Genomic DNA, 21,011 nt, shown 5'->3' with positions numbered 1-21,011 from the left:
TAAATAATAAAATTTTTCATTATACAGGGCGCGTGGAGTTTTGTATTCCATGCGCCCTGCTATGTCCCCTAATAATCTAATCTTTCAGGCTTTTGCCTTATTTAGTTAAATCAGTCAACTGTTACTTCAGGATATTTCTCCATTACAGCCTTCTTAAACATATCAAGTGCTTCTTCAGGAGTTGCATTGCCTTCGAAGTAGTTCTTCTCTGCATTCTGGAACTCTTCATTACATCCCTGATCGTATGCAGAAAGGTTTGAAAGATCGATCTTCTCTGCGCCTTCAGCAAGCTGCTGGTAAGGGTTCTGTCCGCCAAGAAGTTCAAGGTTACCTGAATCGTCAGAAGCAAGCTCTGCAAGAACTGTCTTGCTGTTTACACAATCTGCATCCTTCTGTGCAATGTCCTTAAGTACAGCCTTATCTGTTGTCATTGTAAGAATGATATCCTTAACAAGTGAAGCATTGTCTGTACCTGTTGCTGCGCAGATCCATGTGCCACCCCAGAAGTATGACTGAGGTCCTACACAGTAGCCCCAACCACCCTGGTTAGCGATTGTGCCTTCCTGATCAGCATCAAGGCAGAAATTGAAGAACCAAGCAGGTCCAAAGTAGCAGAAAATCTTTCCATCGGGTGTCTTACCCTTTGCCCAGTCATCACCCCAAAGATCATAGGTGTTCTCAGCCTTAGCTTCAACAAGCTCCATAGAATCATTTACCCAGTTCATAAGGTTGTCATCAATTACAAGCTTGCCATCCTGTACCCACTTACCTGATACATTGTTTGAATACACACGATATGTATCGTTTACAGAGCACATTGTATAGCCGGCTTCTTGAACCTTCTTTGCTGTCTCAACATATTTAGACCAGTCAGATACAGCAGCCTGAACTTCATCAGGATCATCTGTTCCAAGAACTTCTTTAGCAGCCTCACGGTTATAGATAAGACCAGCTGAGCAAGCCTGCCATGAAGATCCCTTAAGCTTACCGTTGCTATCTGTAACGATTGACTGTGTATATGAATACTGATCTGCAAGATCTGCATCTGTGATACCAAGATCAGCCAATGGCATTGTATAATCTGTATCTACATATTTAAGAGCGTAGTCTGCTTCAACAAGGAAAAGGTCAATCTTGTCATCTGCAGCTGCATCTGCCTGCTTAAGCAGTGTCTCATCAAGGTTGTTCTGATATGCATTGTCATCACTGGGAGTAATGTTCCAAACTACATCAACATCACCAATCTTACCATGTGTAGCATCTACCTCTTCATATCCGGGATAGTGATCTGTAAGTCTTGATTTAAACTCCTCGTTCCAAGCATATACATTAAGTACTTTACCCTCATCTGCAGCAACTTCTGTTGTCTCTTCTGCAGCAGCATCCTCTGAAGCTGTGTCCTCTGTTGTCTCTTCTGAAGCAGCATCCTCTGAAGCTGTGTCCTCTGTTGTCTCTTCTGCAGCTGTTTCCTCTGAAGCAGCTTCCTCTGTTGCAGGAGCCTCTGCAGCAGGTGCAGCACTGTTACCGCCACAGCCAGCGATCATACCAGCAACCATTGTTGTAGAAAGTAATACGCCAAGTATCTTTCTTTTCATTAAAGTGTACCTCCCTTTTCATTAAAAATGAAATGTTATTATATTCTTAAAACAGCTTATGCTGTCTTAATTCACCCCAAATCAGTTAATCTTCTTAACTGTTTCGCCTTCGTTTAGATGCCCGGGAACAATTACCTGTTCACTAAACGTTGTTCTTGGATTTTCTATGGAATCAATTAACTTTTCAGCCGCTTTCCTACCTAAGAGATCTGTATCCTGCACAATTGTAGTAAGCTGAGGACTGTATTTCATAGCGATATCAATTCCATCGTAACCTGCGATTGAAATATCATCCGGTACTCTTAATCCGCTTTGCTTAATAGCATTTATTCCGCCAAAAGTAGCAAAATCATCCGGATATAATATACATGTAGGTCTGTCACTAAGCTGTAACAACTTTTCTGTTGCTTTTTGTGCTCCTACTGTATCACGATATTCAACCTCCAAAATATATTCATCAGGAATCTCCAGATTCAAATCCATAGCTGTTTTATAAAAGCTCTTAAGACGACTTTGTGTAACAGCTGAATCAGAACCGTGAATATAGGCTATTTTCCTATGTCCCTGATTATATATATATGTAAGCAGATCCTTTATTCCCATGACGTTATCTGAAATAATTGCAGATCTGTCATTGAACACATGGTCAATAGTAACAACTGGTATGTTTCCTCTTACAAGCTCTTCAACTTCAGGCTTATAAAAATCCACACAGGCTATTGCCACTCCATCGAAGTTTCTATATCTTGCATGTGCCAGATAAGACATATATCCAGCCGAACTTCTATTATTGCTTATAAAAGTGAGGTCATATCCTTTTTCCTCAATTTTCTTCTTAAAGCTCTCGATGACTCTTGCAAAGTAGTTATGTGTCAATCCACTTTGAGCATCATCCATAAATAAAAGACCTATATTATATGTGCGATTTGTTTTTAGTGCTTTTGCAGCAGCATTTGGGAAATATCCCATAGCCTCTGCAGTCTCACGAACAAAATCCTTTGTTTCCTGACCAATATCAGCCTGATCATTCAAAGCCTTCGATACTGTTGCGACAGATACCTTACACGCTGCTGCTATATCTTTTAATGAAACTCTTTTTCGTGTTGACATCTATACCCCTTATGTATTCCTCAAACGTTTTCGTAACTTGACTATACATCACATTTTCTATAAAAGCAATATATGTTTTTTATTTTCTTGTGCAATTTGTATCATTTTGTTGTTTTTTGACAAATTTTAACATGAAAAATTTAACATTTTCTCTAAATCATTATGTTAAGGCAGACTATTTCTTAACCTTTTCGAAAATATTCAAATCATATCATTATGTTATTTATTTTATTTTTACTTGAAATATGGGTATTTAACCTATATAATCGAGAATGACAATAGGCTTAATCGTTTAAGAATTTTTAGGAGGAATATCGATGAAATACGGGTTTTTCGACGATAAAAATCGCGAATATGTGATCACAACACCCAAGACTCCATTACCTTGGATCAACTACCTTGGTAATAAGGATTTCTTTTCTTTAATATCTAATACTTGTGGTGGCTATTCATTTTACAAAGATGCAAAGTTACTCAGACTTACCAGATACCGTTATAATAATGTCCCTTACGATAATAACGGTAAATATTTCTATATAAAGGATAATGATACTGTATGGAATCCCGGCTGGCAGCCTGTTAAGACTGAACTTGATTCCTACGAATGCCGCCATGGCATAGGTTATAGCAAATTCACCTCTGAGAAGAACTCTGTTAAGGCTTCAGTCCTGACATTTGTTCCTATGAATGATACCTGTGAAATTTCTCATGTTGAATTAACCAATAACAGCTCAGCTGAGAAAAACATCCAGTTATTCTCATATGTTGAATGGTGCCTTTGGAATGCTGACGATGATATGAAGAACTTCCAGCGTAACTTAAGCACAGGTGAAGTGGAAATCGTAGATTCTACTATTTTCCATAAGACAGAATATCGTGAGAGAAGAAATCATTACGCTGTTTATTCTGTAAATTCAAAAGTGGATGCAATTGATACCAGTCGTGATGCATTTCTTGGTGCATATAATGGTCCTGATCATCCTGACAGTGTATTTGCCGGACAGCTTACTAATTCTGTAGCAAGCGGATGGTCTCCCATTGCAGCTCATCAGATAAACATAACACTTGCTCCCGGTGAGACAAAGACCTTCAATTTCGTTTTAGGATATGTTGAAAACCCTGAAGATGAAAAATGGGAATCACACGGAATTATAAACAAAAAGCGTGCAAATGATCTCCTTGCAAAATATCAGTCCGATTCAGATGTTGAGAAGGCTCTCGAAGAACTGTGTTCATACTGGGATAACCTTCTTTCCATATATCACATTAAGTCCGGCAATGATAAGGTTGATCGCATGGTCAATATTTGGAACCAGTATCAGTGCATGGTAACCTTTAATATGTCACGTTCCGCTTCTTATTATGAGTCAGGAATCGGTCGTGGAATGGGCTTCCGTGATTCATGTCAGGATCTCCTGGGATTCGTTCATCTTATACCCGACAGAGCAAGAGAGCGTATCATAGATATAGCATCTACTCAGTTCCAGGACGGAAGTGCTTATCATCAGTATCAGCCCCTTACCAAAAAAGGAAACTCTGATATCGGTTCAGGCTTCAACGATGATCCGTTATGGCTGATCGCCGGCACAAGTGCTTACATCAGAGAAACTGGGGATACAACTATTCTTGATGAAATAGTTCCTTTCGACAATGATATGAGTGTTGCAACACCTCTCATGAACCATTTAAAGAGAAGCTTTGATTATATTGTCAATCACAAAGGTCCTCATGATCTTCCGCTTATAGGTCGTGCAGACTGGAATGATTGCCTTAATCTTAACTGTTTCTCTGCTCATCCCGGTGAATCATTCCAGACCTTTGGCCCCAGTGAGGGACCTGTTGCTGAATCTGTATTTATTGCAGGAATGTTCGTAAAATATGGTGAGGAATATGCTCAGCTGTGCGAACTTAAGGGTGATCAGACCGAAGCAGACAGAGCACGTCTCGAAGTTAAAAAAATGTATGATGCAGTTTGCACTGCAGGATGGGACGGAGAATGGTTTGTTCGTGCTTATGATGCATACTCCAATAAGGTAGGCTCACACGAGTGCAAAGAAGGTCAGATCTACATCGAGCCTCAGGGCTTCTGCGTACTTGCAGGAATTGGCGTAAAAGAAGGTCTTGCTGAGAAGGCTCTTAAGAGTGTAAAGGAGCGTCTTGATACAAAGTATGGTGTTATGATTCTTCAGCCTGCATACACAGAATATCATCTTGAACTTGGTGAGGTTAGCTCTTATCCTCCGGGATATAAAGAAAATGCAGGTATTTTCTGTCACAATAACCCATGGGTTTCAATCGCAGAGACTGTTTTAGGTCATGGCGACAGAGCCTTTGAGATTTATAAAAAGACTTGCCCTGCTTATGTTGAAGAGATAAGTGATATCCATTGCACAGAACCGTATGTATACTCTCAGATGGTTGCAGGAAAAGATGCTAAGTTTTTCGGTCAGGGCAAAAATAGCTGGCTGACAGGTACTGCTGCATGGACCTTTGTAAATATTTCACAGTATATTCTCGGAATTTACCCTACACACAAAGGATTATCCGTTGATCCTTGTGTTCCTTCTGATTTTGGTGATTTTGAGCTTACAAGAAAATACAGAGGATCTACTTATAACATTAGTGTTAAGACAAATGGTGCAGAAAAAGGCATTAAAAAGCTGATCGTTAATGGTAAAGAGATTGAGGGTAATGTTATACCTCATGATCCATCAGTAAAAGAGTACAATGTTGAAGCTATAATGGGCTGATACTTTACTTATCACTTCCTAAAAAGCTCCCACAGATTTAAGGTCTGTGGGAGCTTTTTTCATTTGAGCAAAGATCTTAACTGATTTGCAATCTTTCTAATCATGTGTGATACAGTAAATCAGGTTATTCACGAACCTGATGGAGACTGTTGTTTATTATTTGCCTTTAAAATAAACGCTTTAATAGTCTCCATCGTGCTTCTTAGCTGATATTTTATTAAAAACGATGCGTCATTATATTCCGAATACTCATATTTCAATTTCTCAAGTATAGGGTATACATATTCCTGGGTTTCTTCGACATACTCTATCATCTTTTCAGTTGAAAAAGCCAGGGCCATGAGACTAACATTATTACACCTATCCAGTGCTTTCACGATTGATGCAATACTGTTAGAAGCTATACCTTTGTAGTATAGCCTGACTTTATCCTTCGATTTTGCACATCCTACAGGCTTTGTAAGTAACATAACAGCTGTTTTTACTGCGTCAGAAAACGGCAAATCCTCAGGTTTTACATTACAATCCTCACAAACATCATGCAGCAGTATTGTTGCAAGAACCCTATCATCTTTTATTCCCATGGCATGCGCATGACATGCCATCATTAATGGGTGGATTATATACGGAATATGCTCCTGGGTAAATGGACTTTTCTTTCTTGTTTGTCCGGAATGTTTTTCTCTAGCATAATACAGTGCCTGATATGTTTCTGTCAGATTTTCTTCAATAGCATATCCAAGGATTCTGGTAAACATATGATCTTCTGAAAAAATCTTGTCCGTGAGTATCCAAGTTGGTGCTTCTGTATCCATATTGCTCTCCCATAATTGATACAATCGACTATCGCCGTGCATAAAAATCGTAACACAGAAAACCGGATTTGTTTATACGTGAATTCATAAAAGTTTTATTACTTATGACTTCTTGAGCGCAAAGATAAAAATACGTTCAAGCATCCTGCCTCTGGCAGGACACGCCTTCACTTCACAAGAACCTGGTCCAATACTAATATCGAATTTCTAAGGAAATCGATATTAGTATTGGATTCAAAATTGCTGAGAAATTCAATATTATATAGAGTTCAGAATTTCTGAGAAATTTTATACTCTATACCTACTCATGCTTTCTTTACGATATTCTTTACCCAGACACCTTTATTTACCAAAATAAAGCCTATCGTACACTTAATAAATTCAAGAGAACATACGCACAAATAAACTGTTTGTACCGGCATCGTGGTATATCCTGCAAGAATTCTTGCCGCAGTAACACTAACAAGCCATGAAAAACAGCTATCAAATAAAAAGGTAATCATGGTTTTACCACCGGAACGCAATATGAAATACGAAACATTAGCAAATGCATTTAACGGCATTACTAAAGCTACAACTCTGATAAATTCAGTTGCCAAAGCTTTTATCTCAGGTTCAGTATTATATACCTGAGGAATAACAGGTGCTACCAAATTAAGTAATGTTCCCATGATAATACAACTTGCAACACTTAAACTAGCCATTCTCCACGCATATTTTCTGGCATCTAAATAGTGTTCTGCCCCCAGCTCCTGACCAACAATAATTGAAGATGAGTTACCAAGAGACAGGAAAACTTCATTAAATATCTGTGCAATGGTATTAGCTATATTCATAGCCGCAATTACTTCTATACCTCTTATAGAATAGCTTTGAAGCAAAGTTGCTTGTGCAAGACTCCATAAAAACTCATTAGCAAGAAGTGGGAGTGATTTTGTCATTATCGGCCATACAAGGCTTACCGGTACATGAAAATTACTATATAAGCCTTCTAAAAAGGAATAATCCACATGATTAATATGACCCTTTATACAAACTATAGCGCACTCAACAAATCTAGAAATAACAGTCGCTATTGCAGCTCCGATTACACCAAGCTTAGGAAAGCCCAAATATCCAAAGATAAGAAGCAAATTAAATATAAAATTGATAACCATTGCTGACATACTGGCTATCATTGGTAATGTTGTTTTTCCTGATTCTCTGATCGTTCCTGCATATACCTGTGTAATTCCAAACGGAATTATTCCGATAAGCATAATAAGCAGATACTCCCTGGCTAGTTTTAATGTCTGTTCAGCATCCACCAAGGGTGTATCCTTCGCAATGTAGAGATTTATAAGTCCTTCCCCTGCAACTAAAAAGATCATCATAGCTAAAAATGTTATAACCAAAGCTACAATCATCTTAAACCGCATGGTAAACCTTACACCTTCAAAATCCCGCTTACCAAAATACTGCGTTCCAAATATGCCTGCACCGGCTAATGCTCCCCATACACAAAGCATATAAACAAACATCAGCTGATTAACTATAGCTACAGCGGACATAGCAAGTGTGCCAACCTGGCCCACCATAACGTTATCCAGTAATCCGACCACATTAGATAATGTGTTCTGAATAATCATTGGTATAACAACAAGAGCCACTTTTTTGTAAAAATGTGGCTCTCCAATCAGGCATTCTCTAAGTGGAAGCTTAACTTTTATCGCTTCCGATATTGTCACTTCAGCTTTACTCATATATTATTTTGAAACTCCATCTATCTTTTTAAGAGCATCCTCAGAATACTTCTCTAATATTCCTGTAAGCTCAGAATAATCTTCTTCCGTAAGCTTCTCTTTAGCATAATCTTTTAATCCGTTTACATCCTTGTTTGATATATAGGATTCCACATCCGGAATATCTTCAATAGAAATATTATCAATCATTATATCTGTAACTCTATCCTTGTCCTCTTCAGATACAGAGTCAAGTATCTCCTTAACTTCTGAGCTGGCGTTGCCTGCATACTGATCAACTGCCTTATCAACAATGGTTTTTGCAACACTTTTTAATACTTCCTTTTTTGCATCCTGAATAGCACCTGTTACTCCACTTTTGGCTCCATTCTCACTAGAATTAATAGCCTTTTCTGAGCCGTCGCTACCAAACAATGTATCCTTACTATAAAGGAAAATACCACCTATGGCTAATACAACAACAAATGTAATGATAAAAGATTGAAATATTTTTTTCATAATAAATCCTCGTAAAATATATGTTTAACAAACTCCACTAACTAAGTGGACTTGCATGGCTCAGAATAACTCTTTAAGAACCTGCCCAAATGATTCTCTAAATAAAAACCCCCGGAATACATCTGTACTCCGGGGGATAAAGAATATATCTTTAATTATTTCTTGTTAACAAGATCCTTTAAAGCCTTACCTGGCTTAAATTTCGGAGCAATAGAAGCAGGAATCTTGATTGTGTCACCTGTCTGAGGATTCTTACCGGTTCTTGCTGCTCTCTTTGATGTCTCAAATGTACCAAAACCAACAAGCTGAACCTTATCTTTCTTCTTAAGTGTTTTTGAAACAACATCGATAAATGCTTTAACCGCTTTCTCTGAATCCTTCTTAGAAAGGCCTGTTTCCTTTGCAATTGCTTCTACAAGTTCTGTTTTATTCATTTTTAATTCCCCCTTTTGATTTTTTAGAAACTAAAGCAATTCTACCACTACCTATCAGTTAAAGCAACGCATTTATACGTTTTTTCGCATAAAAAAATCTATAGTCTGTATTATTTATCTCATTAGTGATATTATTTTATTAGAGGTAACCGTAATCATTTTAGATTCAATTTTTTATTGGAGTAGTGATATGGCTGCAAAAACAAAAGATCAAAAACAGGAATCCTTGCCTGACATCCCTAATAAATCTGAAGAAACAGTTAAACAAAAAAAACTCAGAGCCGCTCCGGATGAAGTTTTAGCAAAAGCCATCCATGAAATGCTTATGAAAGATCAGGGGCTTGAATAGTGCGTATTATAAACATCAAAACATCATGATGTCATGATGTTTTGATGTATTTTTTCTTATAGTGAATTTTTAATTCTACACTCCTTATAGACTGTTCTGACAGCATTTCTATACTCTGATACATTTTTTGATGTTCTGATTTTGTGAATGTAAGTATCTGCTTCTGTTCCATCCTTTTTTTCCAAAAGATTCCCTACATAAAACCATATTTCTTTCATTTTATGCATGATTGAATCATCAGAAAAAATCTCATCCTTATATCTCACCTGAAGCTCATCCATAAATTCCTTAATTTCTTCTATGGTTATTTCTTTTCCTGTCAATATCTCCCTGGCCAATGCCGGATTTGAAACCAGTCCTCTGCCAATCATTATCTCTTCTAAATCAGGAAATTCTTCCACAATTTTTTTATAATCGTCTCCTGTAAAAATATTTCCATTATATCCAACCGGATTTTTGCTGTTTTCATACGCCCATCGAAATACTTCCATATCAGGCGTCCCCTTATACATTTGAGTTCTCACCCTTGGATGTATTATAACTTCATCAAATGGAAACTTATTTAAAACCGGCAATATATTCTCAAATTCATACGGATCAGTTAATCCTAATCGAGTTTTTACTGTAAATTTCACCTGCTCTGTGATCTCATCCTCAAACACTTCAGAGAATATCTCGTATAACCTATCCGGTTCCCTTAGCATACCTGATCCTTTGTCTTTGCTGACAACCGTTCCTACAGGACACCCCATATTGAGATTAATCTCATCATATCCAAGAGATTTAAGCTCCCTGAGTGCCCATATTATCTCATCTGCCTTATTCGTCATTATCTGGGGTATAATCTTAACACCTTTTTCCAGATTATTTTCCTTAAGAATTTCACGCATATCACGCTTTTTAATAGCGTGATGCTTATAAACCGATAAAAATGGAGTGTAATAATAATCAATACCTTCACCAAAAATCTTATGATGGGCATTCCTATAGCAATAAATTGTTATCCCCTCCATCGGTGCAAATGTTGTTCTCATGTTTTAATGTCTCCATAAATTCTTTGACATCAGTATCTCATCGTGATACTTGCCATCCATCATTTTAAAAGCTTGCGGAATCTGACCACATTCTATAAATCCCTTCTTTTTATATAATCTGATTGCACGTGAATTATCTGCGAAAACACTAAGTTCAAGTCTCTCATATCCACAATTTCCTGCCATCTCGATAGCCATATCCAAAAGAAAAGATCCAAGACCAAGGTTCCAATAATTTTTCCTGACTACGAGTTCAGCAGAAGCCCTATGTCTTGTCTTAAATGTCAACCCGATCGGACTTACTGATGTTATCGCAACTATATTATCATCGTCAAATATCCCCAGCATCCCCAAATGCTCTGCTCTGGAATAATTGCCTATTATCTCTCGTTCTTTTTCGATAGAATTCTCTATTTCATAAGGGTATCTGGTAAGAAAAATAGTTTCTCCGGCAACCTCTCTCCTGAAAGAAAGCACCTTTTCAGCATCCTCTTTGCCAGGAGTTCGCAGTTTAAGCTCTTTTCCTCCCTTAATTGTCACTTTCCTCTCACCAATTTTCATCTATTTACATCCCCCAAAACTACTAAATTAACCATATCATGTGATATTTAGTAATCGTTAAGTTGACTAATATGGTCAAATAATACAATACCACTCTCTATATATTATGCAATAAAAAATCCACAAAGTCGATAACTTCGTGGATTTTTCAGTAGTTAAATTATATTATAACAATACAACTCTCAAGCTAAATGAACACATACATAGTCATCAACTTCCTGCCTTTCAGCAGTGAGATCAATTCCCTGTAATATATCTGCCATCTTCGCTGCAAATTCCTGATGACCTTGAGCTGAAAGATGTACTCCATCAAAAGACATATCAAGGTCCCACTCACTTGCATCAGCAAAAAAAATACCAAATTCCTGCGCAATTATATCCAGTTCAGATGAAAATCTCTTTCTCTGAGCTTCTGCTTCTTCCAAATTTTCATCCATATGTGGAAGAATTCTTGGAGGAGATATTAGTAAAAATCCGGTTCTATTGTCTATAAATTCTGTTCTATTCAGTTGTCTTTCTATAAAATCTCTCATTTTTGATGAAACAGCTTCAGCGTCAGGAACCGACATATTTATAAGATCATTGGTTCCGAGCATTACTGCAAATAAATCTAAAGGACTATACTCCAGTACAGATTTATCTAAAGAAAGTAATGAATATGGATTGTCCGGTATCACTCTTCCATTCATACCATCTGAAAAAATCCGCCACTCACCATACATTTTACTTGCCAGTATGTCTGTCCACCTCTCTGATTCCGGAAAGCGACCACCCATCATTCCACGAGGATCAAACCCGTAGGTATTGGAATCACCATAAAATAAAACCTTTTTCATTAGCGTCACCTGGCCCTTTCTTAAGTTTCTCTTTTTACATATTCAATATATCATAAGAAGTGTGAATAATCTGTGATTTAATAGTTTTTTTATGGAATTAACCGTTTTTTTCGCAATTATTCGCAATTTACACACATTTTGACGCAATAATGTATGGTCATGTATCGATATATTGTATTTATTTTTTCATTGCATACTACATATAGATATTGAAAATAAAATTTAATTATGCTATCGTTATGACTGTATTTTTTTACAAATACAAATATTTATAGGGGGATGCGTGATAAGCACGCGATAAAAACTATGACAAAAGATATCAAAATCAGTCTCGAAAACGAAAATCAGATCATTAAGTTTGTGCAGATGAATTCAAAATCGTCCTGCCAGGTCGATGTACGTAGCGGTCATAGCTACATCGACGGAAAATCCATTATTGGACTTCTTTCGCTTAACTTACTTAAGCCTTTATATGTATCTGTTATTGGAGACTCAAACAAAATAACAGATTTGATTGATGGTTATCAGGAATATAACTTAGTTGCAGGTTGAAAAAAACGAGCTCAGATGAGCTCGTTTTTTATTTAAAATTATCCAGCAATACAGACTCCATATCATTATATGAAAAACTACTCTGAACATATTCTCCTTCAACAGCCTTTGAAAATGATCCTGAAGGCTTAGTATAGTTATTCTTAATGGCGGATATCATCCAGCCTACAAAATTATCCACATGACTACTTTGAGATGTGTAAACTTCATAAGCATTTTTAATTCTTTCTATATCATAATCAGCTGCTTTAAGAATCGATCTTATCTCTGATACTTTAACTTTTTCATCAATAATGTCCTGAACCTGATCCATATATTCAAGCTCTTCTACAGGACTTACCTCTTTTTCTTTCGGTGTGTATTGATTACAGATGTTATTGTTACTCTTAACTCTTGGATTAACATCTATTTTAAACCTTATACTTACTACTCTTCCACCACGTCCTGCTTTCACCGGCTCATAATCAAACCAGATACTCGTTGTTTCATTAAGTTCCTTCTGTGCTTTATCTAATGCGAACTTTTTAAAATTACCGAAAGTTTTTAGTTTTCCGGCACCATCCAGTTTATCAGCCTGTCTTTCTATTGCATCATAATCGGGATTACCCTTTTTCAATGCACTTATTATTGCCGGATCAGCCTGAGAATCTATAATTCCTAAGCGTAATTTAAGATCCGTAAGGTGATATTGTATATAGTACGGTCCCTCTTTCTTAGTAATTGCTCTTTGTTTATCCATCTCTGCTTTTAATATTTCATAAAGTCTGAATGAATACACACTATTTAGTTGAACAGCTTCAGCTAAACTAAGCACGGTATAATTATTCTGCAAATTTGCTAAAAACGGAGTAATCTTACTATTATATCTGACATTCAATACTCCATTTTTAAAGGAAGCATCAGTTATAACATTAATTGCTTCAATTTCTTTAGTATCATCATTGGAATAAATAATGCGCCAGTCCAGAATAGACGGCTTTGATTTTGCCGGCTCTATAGCAGCCTTAATATGTTCATAAAAAGACCCGCCTTTAACTCCAAAGATTTTCTTAAGATCTGTTCCATATATATTTGCTTCTAAAGTGTTATCATCATGATTAAGTTCAGCTTTTGCTATACTTACAGCAAATAATTTTTGAACAAGTAGAGTGGATCTTCCTTTAGAATTTATCAATGTATTAGCCTTTTTATAATGCTGATTTGATAAAAAACTTTCGATAGCAGTTGTTTCTTCTTCTATCTGCTTTTTGGATTTTCTCCCCAAAACAACCTCCTTAAACCCAATTGGTCTCTTTTCATACCTTTTTAATACTATCTAATTATAAGGCTATTTTAATCTACTGTAAATATATATACTCAATTTTATTCATCTTTTCCCTAATTACATACAAAATATCCCCCAAAACAACTAAGTATCGTTATATCAATTAAAAGTAATACGTAATTACAATTTTGTATTGACTTATTTAGTCAATCGTTTTATTGACCGAACCAGTATTTTATAATTTATCTACCTATTTACTACTAACTATGTATAAAACATACCTTTTTTCTACTAAATAATTGATTATATGTTCCTTTTTTCTACTAAGTAACCATTTATAATCCCTAAAAACTACTATGTAACTCATAATTAATTCATTTTCAGTCAATGGATAATAGCTTAAAAATGCCTTTTTGTTCGCGGAGTACATTGATTTGATATTTATGTCCCTTTTTTCTACTATGTTTGATGATCAATATACCTTTTTTCTACTAAGTAAGTCATTCATCTCCCTTTTTTCTACTTGAAATACATTTTATAACCCCAAAATCTACTAATAAACACACTTTTTTTATCAGATTTTATATATCCCTTATAACTACCAGAAAAAAATCCCAAAAAACTACCTTATAAAACCCTTTTTCTTACATACTTACCTAAAAACTACTAATAAAATCCGGGAAATATTCCTATTAACTACCACCTTATACATATTTTCAACATTTTAACGCAATTTTAAGAACCTTTATTCTATCAGCTTTATCCTATATTAATTGATTCATTAACCCTTTATATACTACAGTTATACCCTATATCTATAATAAAAAGTCCTGAAAACCGCTTATTTATCAGCTTTTCAGGACTTCTAATTAATAAGAAATTTGTTGTTAATTAATTTATTGTTAACAACAATGTTGTTTTACATATTTAATTGTTCCATAAAAGACTTATATTTAAGATATAAATCTTTATTTTTTTCAAAGTCTTGTTCTATAAGATTACTAATATACTGCTGATAAGACATTTTTGTTGATTGTGTCATAAAATCAACATAAGATCTTAACTCACCTAATCTTATATGAAGTACTCCACTACTTTTTTCGTCAGGAACCAATGGTATAGATTTCTTGCTTCCGGATTTAGTATTAACAGACTTAGTAGTCTGAACTTCTTGTACAGATCTATTTATGGGCTGAGCCGCATAATTTTGATACATAACAGGCGATACCATTTGCTCTGTATTATATAAAGGTAGAGGTTGCTGTGTTGGTAATGGCTGTGATTGAATAGGTGGCTGGTAATACTGAATCTGCGGTACAGGCTCTGGAATAATTGGTTGAGCTGGTTGTACCGGTTGTTGCATTATAGGCTGAGAAACGTTTTGAGTTGGAACCTGATTAACAGGTTGAACAGGTTGAGCTGCAACTTGTTGAGTCGATACCTGTACAGGTTCTTCCGGTTCAGAAGGAACTGGTTTATTGTCTTTTGATTCGGCTTCTTCTTCAGCTACAGAAACCTCATTACTAATTTCTTCTTCTACTTCTGCAATTTCTTCCTGAATCTTCTGCTTTTTCTCAACTTTTTTTTCATCATTAATAGTAGAATTCTTTTCTGAAGTGTCTTGTGTAGGCTGTTCATTTACCATTTTCTGGAAATTCTTTGCCATTGCATTTTGTAAATTCTTTCTCATTTAGACTCTCCCTTCAAAAATTCCTTAACAAATGCTGCATAGTCTTTTGTTGCTCTTGCTGTAGGAGCATATTCAAAAAGAGATTGATTTAATGTCTGAGATTCTTCCACAGCTACATTTTGATGTATTTTTGTGTCATATACTTTAATTTCATACTCTTTTGCAAGCATTTCGATACCTTCGAGCCAAATACTTGCATTATTTGTATTTCTACAATTTGTGACCAAAATACCTGCAACATCAAGATTTGGATTATTTAATCGTTCTGACATTACTGAGATCCATGAAAACAGCATATTAGCACCATTAGTAGCAAATGCTTCTGGTGTCATCGGAACAACGATTTTGTCTGTTATAGCCAGCACATTCTGTGTAATTAAAGCCAATGTAGGGCTGCAATCGATAATACAGAAGTCATATTCCTTATTTAGCTTCGCTAATGCTCTTTTCAGCATAAATTCTCTTGAAGTAACACCAGAATAGTCTAGATCAGCAGAAGTAAACTCAATTCCCCCAATTATAAGATCCAAATTTTTACTAATAGGAATTAAAGTATCATTTATATCTGCACCGGATTCACCTTTTTCTGTTCTAAAGACATCAGATAAGGTTGCCGCAGGTATATTGTATAAGTCAATTCCTGCAGCCTGGCTTAGATTTTCCTGTGGATCTGAATCTATCATAAGTACTTTATAACCTTTTTTCGCAAGTCCTGACGCTAATGCATATGTTGATGTGGTTTTTGCTACACCACCCTTTTGGTTACAAAATGATATAGTTTTCATTTTTTCCTCCCTTATAAAGCAACAATACTATATTAATATATCATTGATGACTAGATGTGTAAAGATTAAAGTACATTGATATATGTATTAATTGATATAGATGGATAGAAATATATATATCAAAATATAATAAATATTCATTATGAAATGATACACATATTTAAAAGTACATATATATAAATATAATAAACTAAAAAAATACATAGATTATAAAATATATAAATCAATATATATCATATAATAAAAATATAAAGATAACATAATAATATAATATCAAATTACTAATATATAATTATAATAATATAAATATATAAAAAGATAATTATAATAATAGATATAAATATATAAGCACATATACATATAAATACATCAATGTAACATCAAAAATATGAGACTGTGAAGTAATGAAGATATGATGTCATGATATATAGCAATACATCATGATGTATATACATAAGAATATAGTTATATGAAAATACACAGGTGCCAGGATAGCGAAAAATGATAGAATTACATAATGATGTACTGATGTAAATCTATAAAACGCAAAATATAACACTAATTGAATATATAATGATATATGTATTTATAATAATAACTGGAAATAGAATTTATAATTTTGCTATTGTATAAAAACATATTTAAATGACATCAAAACAACATGATATATACAATATATAGAAAGTAAATAAAAATATACTCTATATATTGAGTTATATATATAAACATGATGATGTGATATAAAAACATAATGACATCAAAATAGTATAATTGAACATTCGAAAACCTGAGAAAATGATCCGGCTAGAACATTGTATTACGAGATTAGAACTTCATAATATATTAACATCATGATGTATAAGTATACAAATATAACTTTATAAAAATAGATTTCAGCATATATATCATTACAAATGTATATAGATTTATTTATATATAAGTACAATGATTTCATGATATATAAATTTCATAATATAATAATATAAGTACATCATAACATCATTATGTATGATAAAAATATAAATACATCATAATATAAATGTATTATAGTATATATATATTTATATAAATGAGTAGAATAGTATATAGATGAAAATATATTAGAATACAATAAATATATGATGACATATTACTAAAATATAAATATAATATAAGAGTATGATATAAAGTTATAATTATGATATGATATAAAAATGATAATATAAAATTAGAATTTATAATTGAGTTATATTATTATTTATATAACTTAATATCAAAATGAATTATGATTTATATATCAATATGAATTAATTTAATTATGTGAAATGAACAAAATTTATTGATAATATATAATAATGATGATATAATATATTTATATATATACATAAATATACTAAATTAGTATGATGTAGTTTTTGCACACAATAACGGAAAAAATCCTGAAAAAAATCCTGAAAAAAATCCAGGATTTTATCGTGAAATAAATGGGCAATTTAGCAACGAAAGATGAATAAAATCAATTGAATAGATGCCAGGAAAAAATCCAGGATTTTTTCCTGGATAATAATAAAAATAGAAACACAAAGCATATGAATTTATACAGAATGAATATACTATCTGGAATAAAAAATTTTACTCACTAAAACGAGAAAATTGAGGATGAAGTAGATTGTATATATATAAGTTAGATTATAAATGTAATATTGGACATATTTTTATAGATAGAAAATATAAAAAAATCCTAGAGAAAATCCTGACAACTTGGCCAGGATCTGGAAAAATAAATGAGCTAATCGTTGGAAAAATAGTGGCAAAATAAATATACTGAATATTCTGTATATTTATATATGTATGGGAAATTGACAATCAAAAGAAACAATGTAAGCAATAATTAAAGTATAACATATGTTATGCATTAAAAACATGTTGCATTTAGTAAAATAATTTAACTTATGAAATTCAAAAATAATAAAATATATAAATAATGACTGTAATAGTCAATAGTAAAGAATAACTATTGATATACATTATGATATACAGAATAATTGTAAGAATATAGGGTTACAATTGCTATCATTATTAAAATTAAACTAAAAATAGTTTAGTAAAATGACTAAAATAGTCAATATACAATAAGAGATATTGTATATACAGTAAGGGGAGAATTATTTAATTTGCATGAATTAAGTTATATTATAGATATTGTAAATACAGTTCTTGACGAGACGAAAAATAGAAGCATTAAGAAGGTTAAAAAGATAGAAGTTGACGTTGGAGAAATGAGTGGAGTAATACCTTATTATCTTCATAAATATTATCCGGAAGTTGTTGCTGGCACAGAACTGAATGATACAGTATTGGTTACAAATGAAATCGAAGTGAAAATCAAATGCGAAGAATGTGGAAATATATACCATCCTGAAAAAGAGTTCAAGTACAGATGCCCCAAATGTAATAATAGGAGTGGTAATCTGGTAAGTGGTAAAGGCATACAGATCAAAAGCATTGAAATAGAAGAATAGATTTTGATGATATGATGTACTTATGTATATAGATAATGATGGCATAATATTATTATACATTATTATAATGATGTACGAGTATATTATTATTTTAGAAATTATTTCGAAACGGTACGAAATTTTATCATTTTTTAATTGTTTGAGCGACGATTTAGGGTTTTTTTTATGGATTTTATGATAAAATAGTATATGAATTCGAGAGATATACCGGAGCGCAAATGAAGTCCGGAATAGAAAATATGGAGGTTCATAATGGCTAAGAGAGTACTTATTACAGATGATGCCGCTTTTATGCGCATGATGTTGAAAGACATTCTGACAAAGGGTGGATATGAGATTGCCGGCGAGGCCGAAAATGGTAAGATAGCAATCGACAAGTATAACGAACTTAAGCCTGATCTTGTAACTCTTGATATTACCATGCCGGAGCTTGATGGTATTGGTGCTCTAAAGGGTATAAAGGCTGCAGATCCAAATGCTTGTTGCATTATGTGCTCAGCCATGGGTCAGCAGGCGATGGTTATTGAATCTATACAGGCAGGCGCAAAAGACTTTATTGTTAAACCTTTCCAGGCAGATCGTGTATTAGAGGCAGTAAAAAAAGCAATTGGATAAATAATAAAATAAATCAATAAATTTGCACTAATTTTTTTTACAGATGCACCGATATATTTATTAGCAACGGAAAGCAACCTGTTTCCATGGAAGGGAAACGACATGGAAACAGGTTTTTTATGCCCTTTTTTGGGCACGTTGCAGTGATCAATGGATGGATCGCAAGCTTGATAACCATATAGAAAACTGCCAGGCTGCCCCCTGGCAGTTTTCATGTGTTATAATACATGAAATGAAAAAAGGAGGAGAGCAAAATGGGAAGTGTAAGAAAGCTATACAATGAAGGAAAACAAGTATTGTCTTGTGAAATATATCCACCTAAAAAGGAAGACGAATTTGTAAATATTTATTCAAAATTAGATAGTTTAGCAAGTCTTAATCTTGATTTTGTCAGTGTAACTTATGGTGCAGGGGGATCAAATGCAGGAAAAGCCGTAGAAATAGCAGATTATGCAAAAAACAAGGCTGGGCTGGAAGTTGTATCTCATATTACAAGCGTAGGATTTACCAAGGAAAAGCTGGAAGAAGGTCTTGATAAGTTCAAAGCAATTGGAATAGATAATATACTAGTACTTAGGGGAGACAGACCTAAGATAATGACCGATGATGAATTTAATTCCAGAGATTTTATTCATGCGAGTGATATGGCGAAATTCATAAAGGATAAAGGTATGGATTTTACTCTTCTTGGAGCATGTTATCCGCATAAACATCCTGAAGCAATTTCTGAAGAAGATGATGTACGTAATACAAAAATAAAAGTAGAGAATGGCTGTGAGGTGCTCATTTCACAATTATTTTTTGATAATGACTATTTTAGACGATTAAGAGAAAAACTATCAAAAATTGGGGTTACAGTGCCAATTTCAGCAGGAATAATGCCAATTACCAGCGCAAAACAATTGGGCACGACAGTTACATTATCAGGCACAACTGTGCCTGAAGAATTATCAGAGATTATTGCGAAATATGGGGACAAACCGGAAGAAATGAAGAAATATGGTATAGATTACGCAATAAGACAGGCTCTGGAATTAAAGCAGGAAGGTGTAGACGGGCTTCATTTTTACATTATGAATAAACCAGATCTTGCAGAAACTATGATAAATGCAGTTAGGTAATCATAGCATTTAATTTGAAGGACACAAGCGGCACTAATACCTATATATAACAGTTGTTATGATGATTTTTAACAGCCGTAATACCAGATTAATATACAATAGTTAAGTGTATATATAATATTTGAATGAAGATTGTGATAATTAATCTTAATTATAGATAACATACGCTATATTTAAATATCAGAATATGCTTGATTCCAGGTTTTAATGTGATATATCTGATTATTTATGCGCTTTATTTTTTATATTAATTAATGCTTAAATAATTATTCAATTTCTCAAATTTAAATTAGAGATTCTATATAACTAGCCTTTCGCTTTGCGAAAGGCTAGTGTCTTGTCTGGATGACAATTTGTTTAATTACTTGTCTAATTCTCAATATGCATCGTCATCTTCAATCGCCGTAGCCACCGCTACGACTCATTCAGATTCCTAGCCTATTGAGAATGATACTTCGTAATTAAATCAAAAGTCATCCAGACAAAACACTAGTGTACTGACATGTTGACAATTAATCAAAGTCGCTCCCTGCCTTAAAGGACAGGGTACAGCGATTTGAGTTTGATTCTTGCATCAGATGTTTTGAATTGCCAATCTACAGTTGCTTTATTTGAATTACGCTCATCTTCCCAAGTGCTGAGTTCTTTTATAAGCAAATCAATATTTGATATCCGTCGTGATAGGCACTGCCTTGTCATAACATTGAGTTCTATTTCGGCAATATCAAGCCAACTTCCATGCTTGGGAGTATAGTGTAT

General features: G+C 34.0%; 18 protein-coding genes and 1 pseudogene. 6 read left to right on the top strand and 13 right to left on the bottom strand.

What is annotated here, in order from left to right; translation table 11 throughout:
• Window positions 1-110: 110 nt before the first annotated feature.
• Together G622_RS0110245 and G622_RS0110240 are read right to left on the bottom strand one after the other, a co-directional pair.
• Entirely contained in the window at window positions 111-1,595 is a 1,485-nt protein-coding gene (locus G622_RS0110245) for an ABC transporter substrate-binding protein (RefSeq protein WP_026510645.1), read from the bottom strand.
• An 81-nt stretch (window positions 1,596-1,676) separates the two neighbouring features.
• Window positions 1,677-2,705 carry a LacI family DNA-binding transcriptional regulator gene (locus tag G622_RS0110240; protein WP_026510644.1) on the bottom strand — a complete coding sequence of 343 codons (1,029 nt, stop codon included), beginning with the start codon at window positions 2,703-2,705 and terminating at the stop codon, window positions 1,677-1,679.
• Between the two features lie 317 nt (window positions 2,706-3,022).
• Here G622_RS0110240 and G622_RS0110235 point away from each other — a divergent pair, with 317 nt between their 5' ends.
• A complete protein-coding gene (locus G622_RS0110235) occupies window positions 3,023-5,455 on the top strand; it encodes a GH36-type glycosyl hydrolase domain-containing protein (protein WP_026510643.1) in 2,433 nt (810 codons plus the stop codon).
• Window positions 5,456-5,583: 128 nt separating this feature from the next.
• On the opposite strand, the gene G622_RS0110230 is transcribed toward G622_RS0110235, so the two are convergent.
• From G622_RS0110230 to G622_RS0110215, 4 genes are all read right to left on the bottom strand, one after another.
• A complete protein-coding gene (locus G622_RS0110230) occupies window positions 5,584-6,270 on the bottom strand; it encodes a hypothetical protein (protein WP_026510642.1) in 687 nt (228 codons plus the stop codon).
• Between the two features lie 305 nt (window positions 6,271-6,575).
• Complete coding sequence (locus tag G622_RS0110225; protein ID WP_049945789.1) at window positions 6,576-8,012, bottom strand: MATE family efflux transporter; 1,437 nt, start codon at window positions 8,010-8,012, stop codon at window positions 6,576-6,578.
• Between the two features lie 3 nt (window positions 8,013-8,015).
• Complete coding sequence (locus G622_RS0110220) at window positions 8,016-8,510, bottom strand: hypothetical protein (protein ID WP_026510640.1); 495 nt, start codon at window positions 8,508-8,510, stop codon at window positions 8,016-8,018.
• Between the two features lie 155 nt (window positions 8,511-8,665).
• Complete coding sequence (locus tag G622_RS0110215) at window positions 8,666-8,944, bottom strand: HU family DNA-binding protein (protein ID WP_026510639.1); 279 nt, start codon at window positions 8,942-8,944, stop codon at window positions 8,666-8,668.
• Window positions 8,945-9,134: 190 nt separating this feature from the next.
• On the opposite strand from G622_RS0110215, the gene G622_RS25715 reads away from it, so the two are divergent.
• Complete coding sequence (locus tag G622_RS25715; RefSeq protein WP_155831455.1) at window positions 9,135-9,293, top strand: hypothetical protein; 159 nt, start codon at window positions 9,135-9,137, stop codon at window positions 9,291-9,293.
• A 56-nt stretch (window positions 9,294-9,349) separates the two neighbouring features.
• Here G622_RS25715 and G622_RS0110205 read toward each other — a convergent pair whose 3' ends face one another.
• The 3 genes from G622_RS0110205 to G622_RS0110195 all read right to left on the bottom strand — a co-directional run bounded on the left by G622_RS0110205 (window position 9,350) and on the right by G622_RS0110195 (window position 11,724).
• A complete protein-coding gene (locus G622_RS0110205; RefSeq protein WP_026510638.1) occupies window positions 9,350-10,327 on the bottom strand; it encodes a tRNA dihydrouridine synthase in 978 nt (325 codons plus the stop codon).
• A gap of 3 nt (window positions 10,328-10,330) precedes the next feature.
• Window positions 10,331-10,888, bottom strand: coding sequence for a GNAT family N-acetyltransferase (locus G622_RS0110200; protein ID WP_026510637.1), 558 nt, complete (start codon window positions 10,886-10,888; stop codon window positions 10,331-10,333).
• A gap of 182 nt (window positions 10,889-11,070) precedes the next feature.
• On the bottom strand, window positions 11,071-11,724 hold the full coding sequence (locus G622_RS0110195) for a GDSL-type esterase/lipase family protein (protein WP_026510636.1): 654 nt from the start codon (window positions 11,722-11,724) through the stop codon (window positions 11,071-11,073).
• A gap of 279 nt (window positions 11,725-12,003) precedes the next feature.
• Between G622_RS0110195 and G622_RS22485 the strand changes: the two genes are divergently transcribed.
• Complete coding sequence (locus tag G622_RS22485; protein ID WP_196814200.1) at window positions 12,004-12,276, top strand: hypothetical protein; 273 nt, start codon at window positions 12,004-12,006, stop codon at window positions 12,274-12,276.
• 28 nt (window positions 12,277-12,304) lie between these two features.
• On the opposite strand, the gene G622_RS0110185 is transcribed toward G622_RS22485, so the two are convergent.
• From G622_RS0110185 to G622_RS0110175, 3 genes are all read right to left on the bottom strand, one after another.
• Window positions 12,305-13,540, bottom strand: a complete 1,236-nt coding sequence (locus G622_RS0110185) for a replication initiation protein (protein WP_026510635.1) — start codon at window positions 13,538-13,540, stop codon at window positions 12,305-12,307.
• Between the two features lie 919 nt (window positions 13,541-14,459).
• Entirely contained in the window at window positions 14,460-15,230 is a 771-nt protein-coding gene (locus G622_RS0110180) for a hypothetical protein (RefSeq protein WP_026510634.1), read from the bottom strand.
• Window positions 15,227-16,015: a ParA family protein gene (locus G622_RS0110175; protein WP_026510633.1), complete on the bottom strand. Its 789-nt coding sequence runs from the start codon at window positions 16,013-16,015 to the stop codon at window positions 15,227-15,229. The genes G622_RS0110180 and G622_RS0110175 overlap by 4 nt, the downstream gene beginning before the upstream one ends.
• A gap of 2,153 nt (window positions 16,016-18,168) precedes the next feature.
• Here G622_RS0110175 and G622_RS0110165 point away from each other — a divergent pair.
• The 3 genes from G622_RS0110165 (at window position 18,169) to G622_RS0110155 (ending at window position 20,252) form a co-directional block, all read left to right on the top strand.
• The gene (locus G622_RS0110165) at window positions 18,169-18,516 is read left to right on the top strand and encodes a hydrogenase maturation nickel metallochaperone HypA/HybF (protein ID WP_026510632.1); all 348 of its coding nucleotides are present in this window, start codon (window positions 18,169-18,171) and stop codon (window positions 18,514-18,516) included.
• Window positions 18,517-18,768: 252 nt separating this feature from the next.
• Window positions 18,769-19,131 carry a response regulator gene (locus G622_RS0110160; protein WP_022761203.1) on the top strand — a complete coding sequence of 121 codons (363 nt, stop codon included), beginning with the start codon at window positions 18,769-18,771 and terminating at the stop codon, window positions 19,129-19,131.
• A gap of 254 nt (window positions 19,132-19,385) precedes the next feature.
• Complete coding sequence (locus tag G622_RS0110155) at window positions 19,386-20,252, top strand: methylenetetrahydrofolate reductase (protein WP_026510631.1); 867 nt, start codon at window positions 19,386-19,388, stop codon at window positions 20,250-20,252.
• A 534-nt stretch (window positions 20,253-20,786) separates the two neighbouring features.
• Here G622_RS0110155 and G622_RS26315 read toward each other — a convergent pair.
• Window positions 20,787-21,011, bottom strand: a pseudogene (locus G622_RS26315) (IS630 family transposase); the annotation flags it as partial.

It is taken from the genome of Butyrivibrio sp. LC3010 (assembly GCF_000424385.1).
Classification (GTDB): domain Bacteria; phylum Bacillota; class Clostridia; order Lachnospirales; family Lachnospiraceae; genus Butyrivibrio.
Note: the sequence above shows the minus strand (reverse complement) of the source record. Positions and strands in the feature narration are given on the sequence as shown.

Coding starts and splice junctions, on each gene's coding strand:
- G622_RS0110245 (WP_026510645.1), bottom strand. CDS start 1,595: ATGAAAAGAAAGATACTTGGCGTATTACTTTCTACAACAATGGTTGCT.
- G622_RS0110240 (WP_026510644.1), bottom strand. CDS start 2,705: ATGTCAACACGAAAAAGAGTTTCATTAAAAGATATAGCAGCAGCGTGT.
- G622_RS0110235 (WP_026510643.1), top strand. CDS start 3,023: ATGAAATACGGGTTTTTCGACGATAAAAATCGCGAATATGTGATCACA.
- G622_RS0110230 (WP_026510642.1), bottom strand. CDS start 6,270: ATGGATACAGAAGCACCAACTTGGATACTCACGGACAAGATTTTTTCA.
- G622_RS0110225 (WP_049945789.1), bottom strand. CDS start 8,012: ATGAGTAAAGCTGAAGTGACAATATCGGAAGCGATAAAAGTTAAGCTT.
- G622_RS0110220 (WP_026510640.1), bottom strand. CDS start 8,510: ATGAAAAAAATATTTCAATCTTTTATCATTACATTTGTTGTTGTATTA.
- G622_RS0110215 (WP_026510639.1), bottom strand. CDS start 8,944: ATGAATAAAACAGAACTTGTAGAAGCAATTGCAAAGGAAACAGGCCTT.
- G622_RS25715 (WP_155831455.1), top strand. CDS start 9,135: ATGGCTGCAAAAACAAAAGATCAAAAACAGGAATCCTTGCCTGACATC.
- G622_RS0110205 (WP_026510638.1), bottom strand. CDS start 10,327: ATGAGAACAACATTTGCACCGATGGAGGGGATAACAATTTATTGCTAT.
- G622_RS0110200 (WP_026510637.1), bottom strand. CDS start 10,888: ATGAAAATTGGTGAGAGGAAAGTGACAATTAAGGGAGGAAAAGAGCTT.
- G622_RS0110195 (WP_026510636.1), bottom strand. CDS start 11,724: ATGAAAAAGGTTTTATTTTATGGTGATTCCAATACCTACGGGTTTGAT.
- G622_RS22485 (WP_196814200.1), top strand. CDS start 12,004: ATGCGTGATAAGCACGCGATAAAAACTATGACAAAAGATATCAAAATC.
- G622_RS0110180 (WP_026510634.1), bottom strand. CDS start 15,230: ATGAGAAAGAATTTACAAAATGCAATGGCAAAGAATTTCCAGAAAATG.
- G622_RS0110175 (WP_026510633.1), bottom strand. CDS start 16,015: ATGAAAACTATATCATTTTGTAACCAAAAGGGTGGTGTAGCAAAAACC.
- G622_RS0110160 (WP_022761203.1), top strand. CDS start 18,769: ATGGCTAAGAGAGTACTTATTACAGATGATGCCGCTTTTATGCGCATG.
- G622_RS0110155 (WP_026510631.1), top strand. CDS start 19,386: ATGGGAAGTGTAAGAAAGCTATACAATGAAGGAAAACAAGTATTGTCT.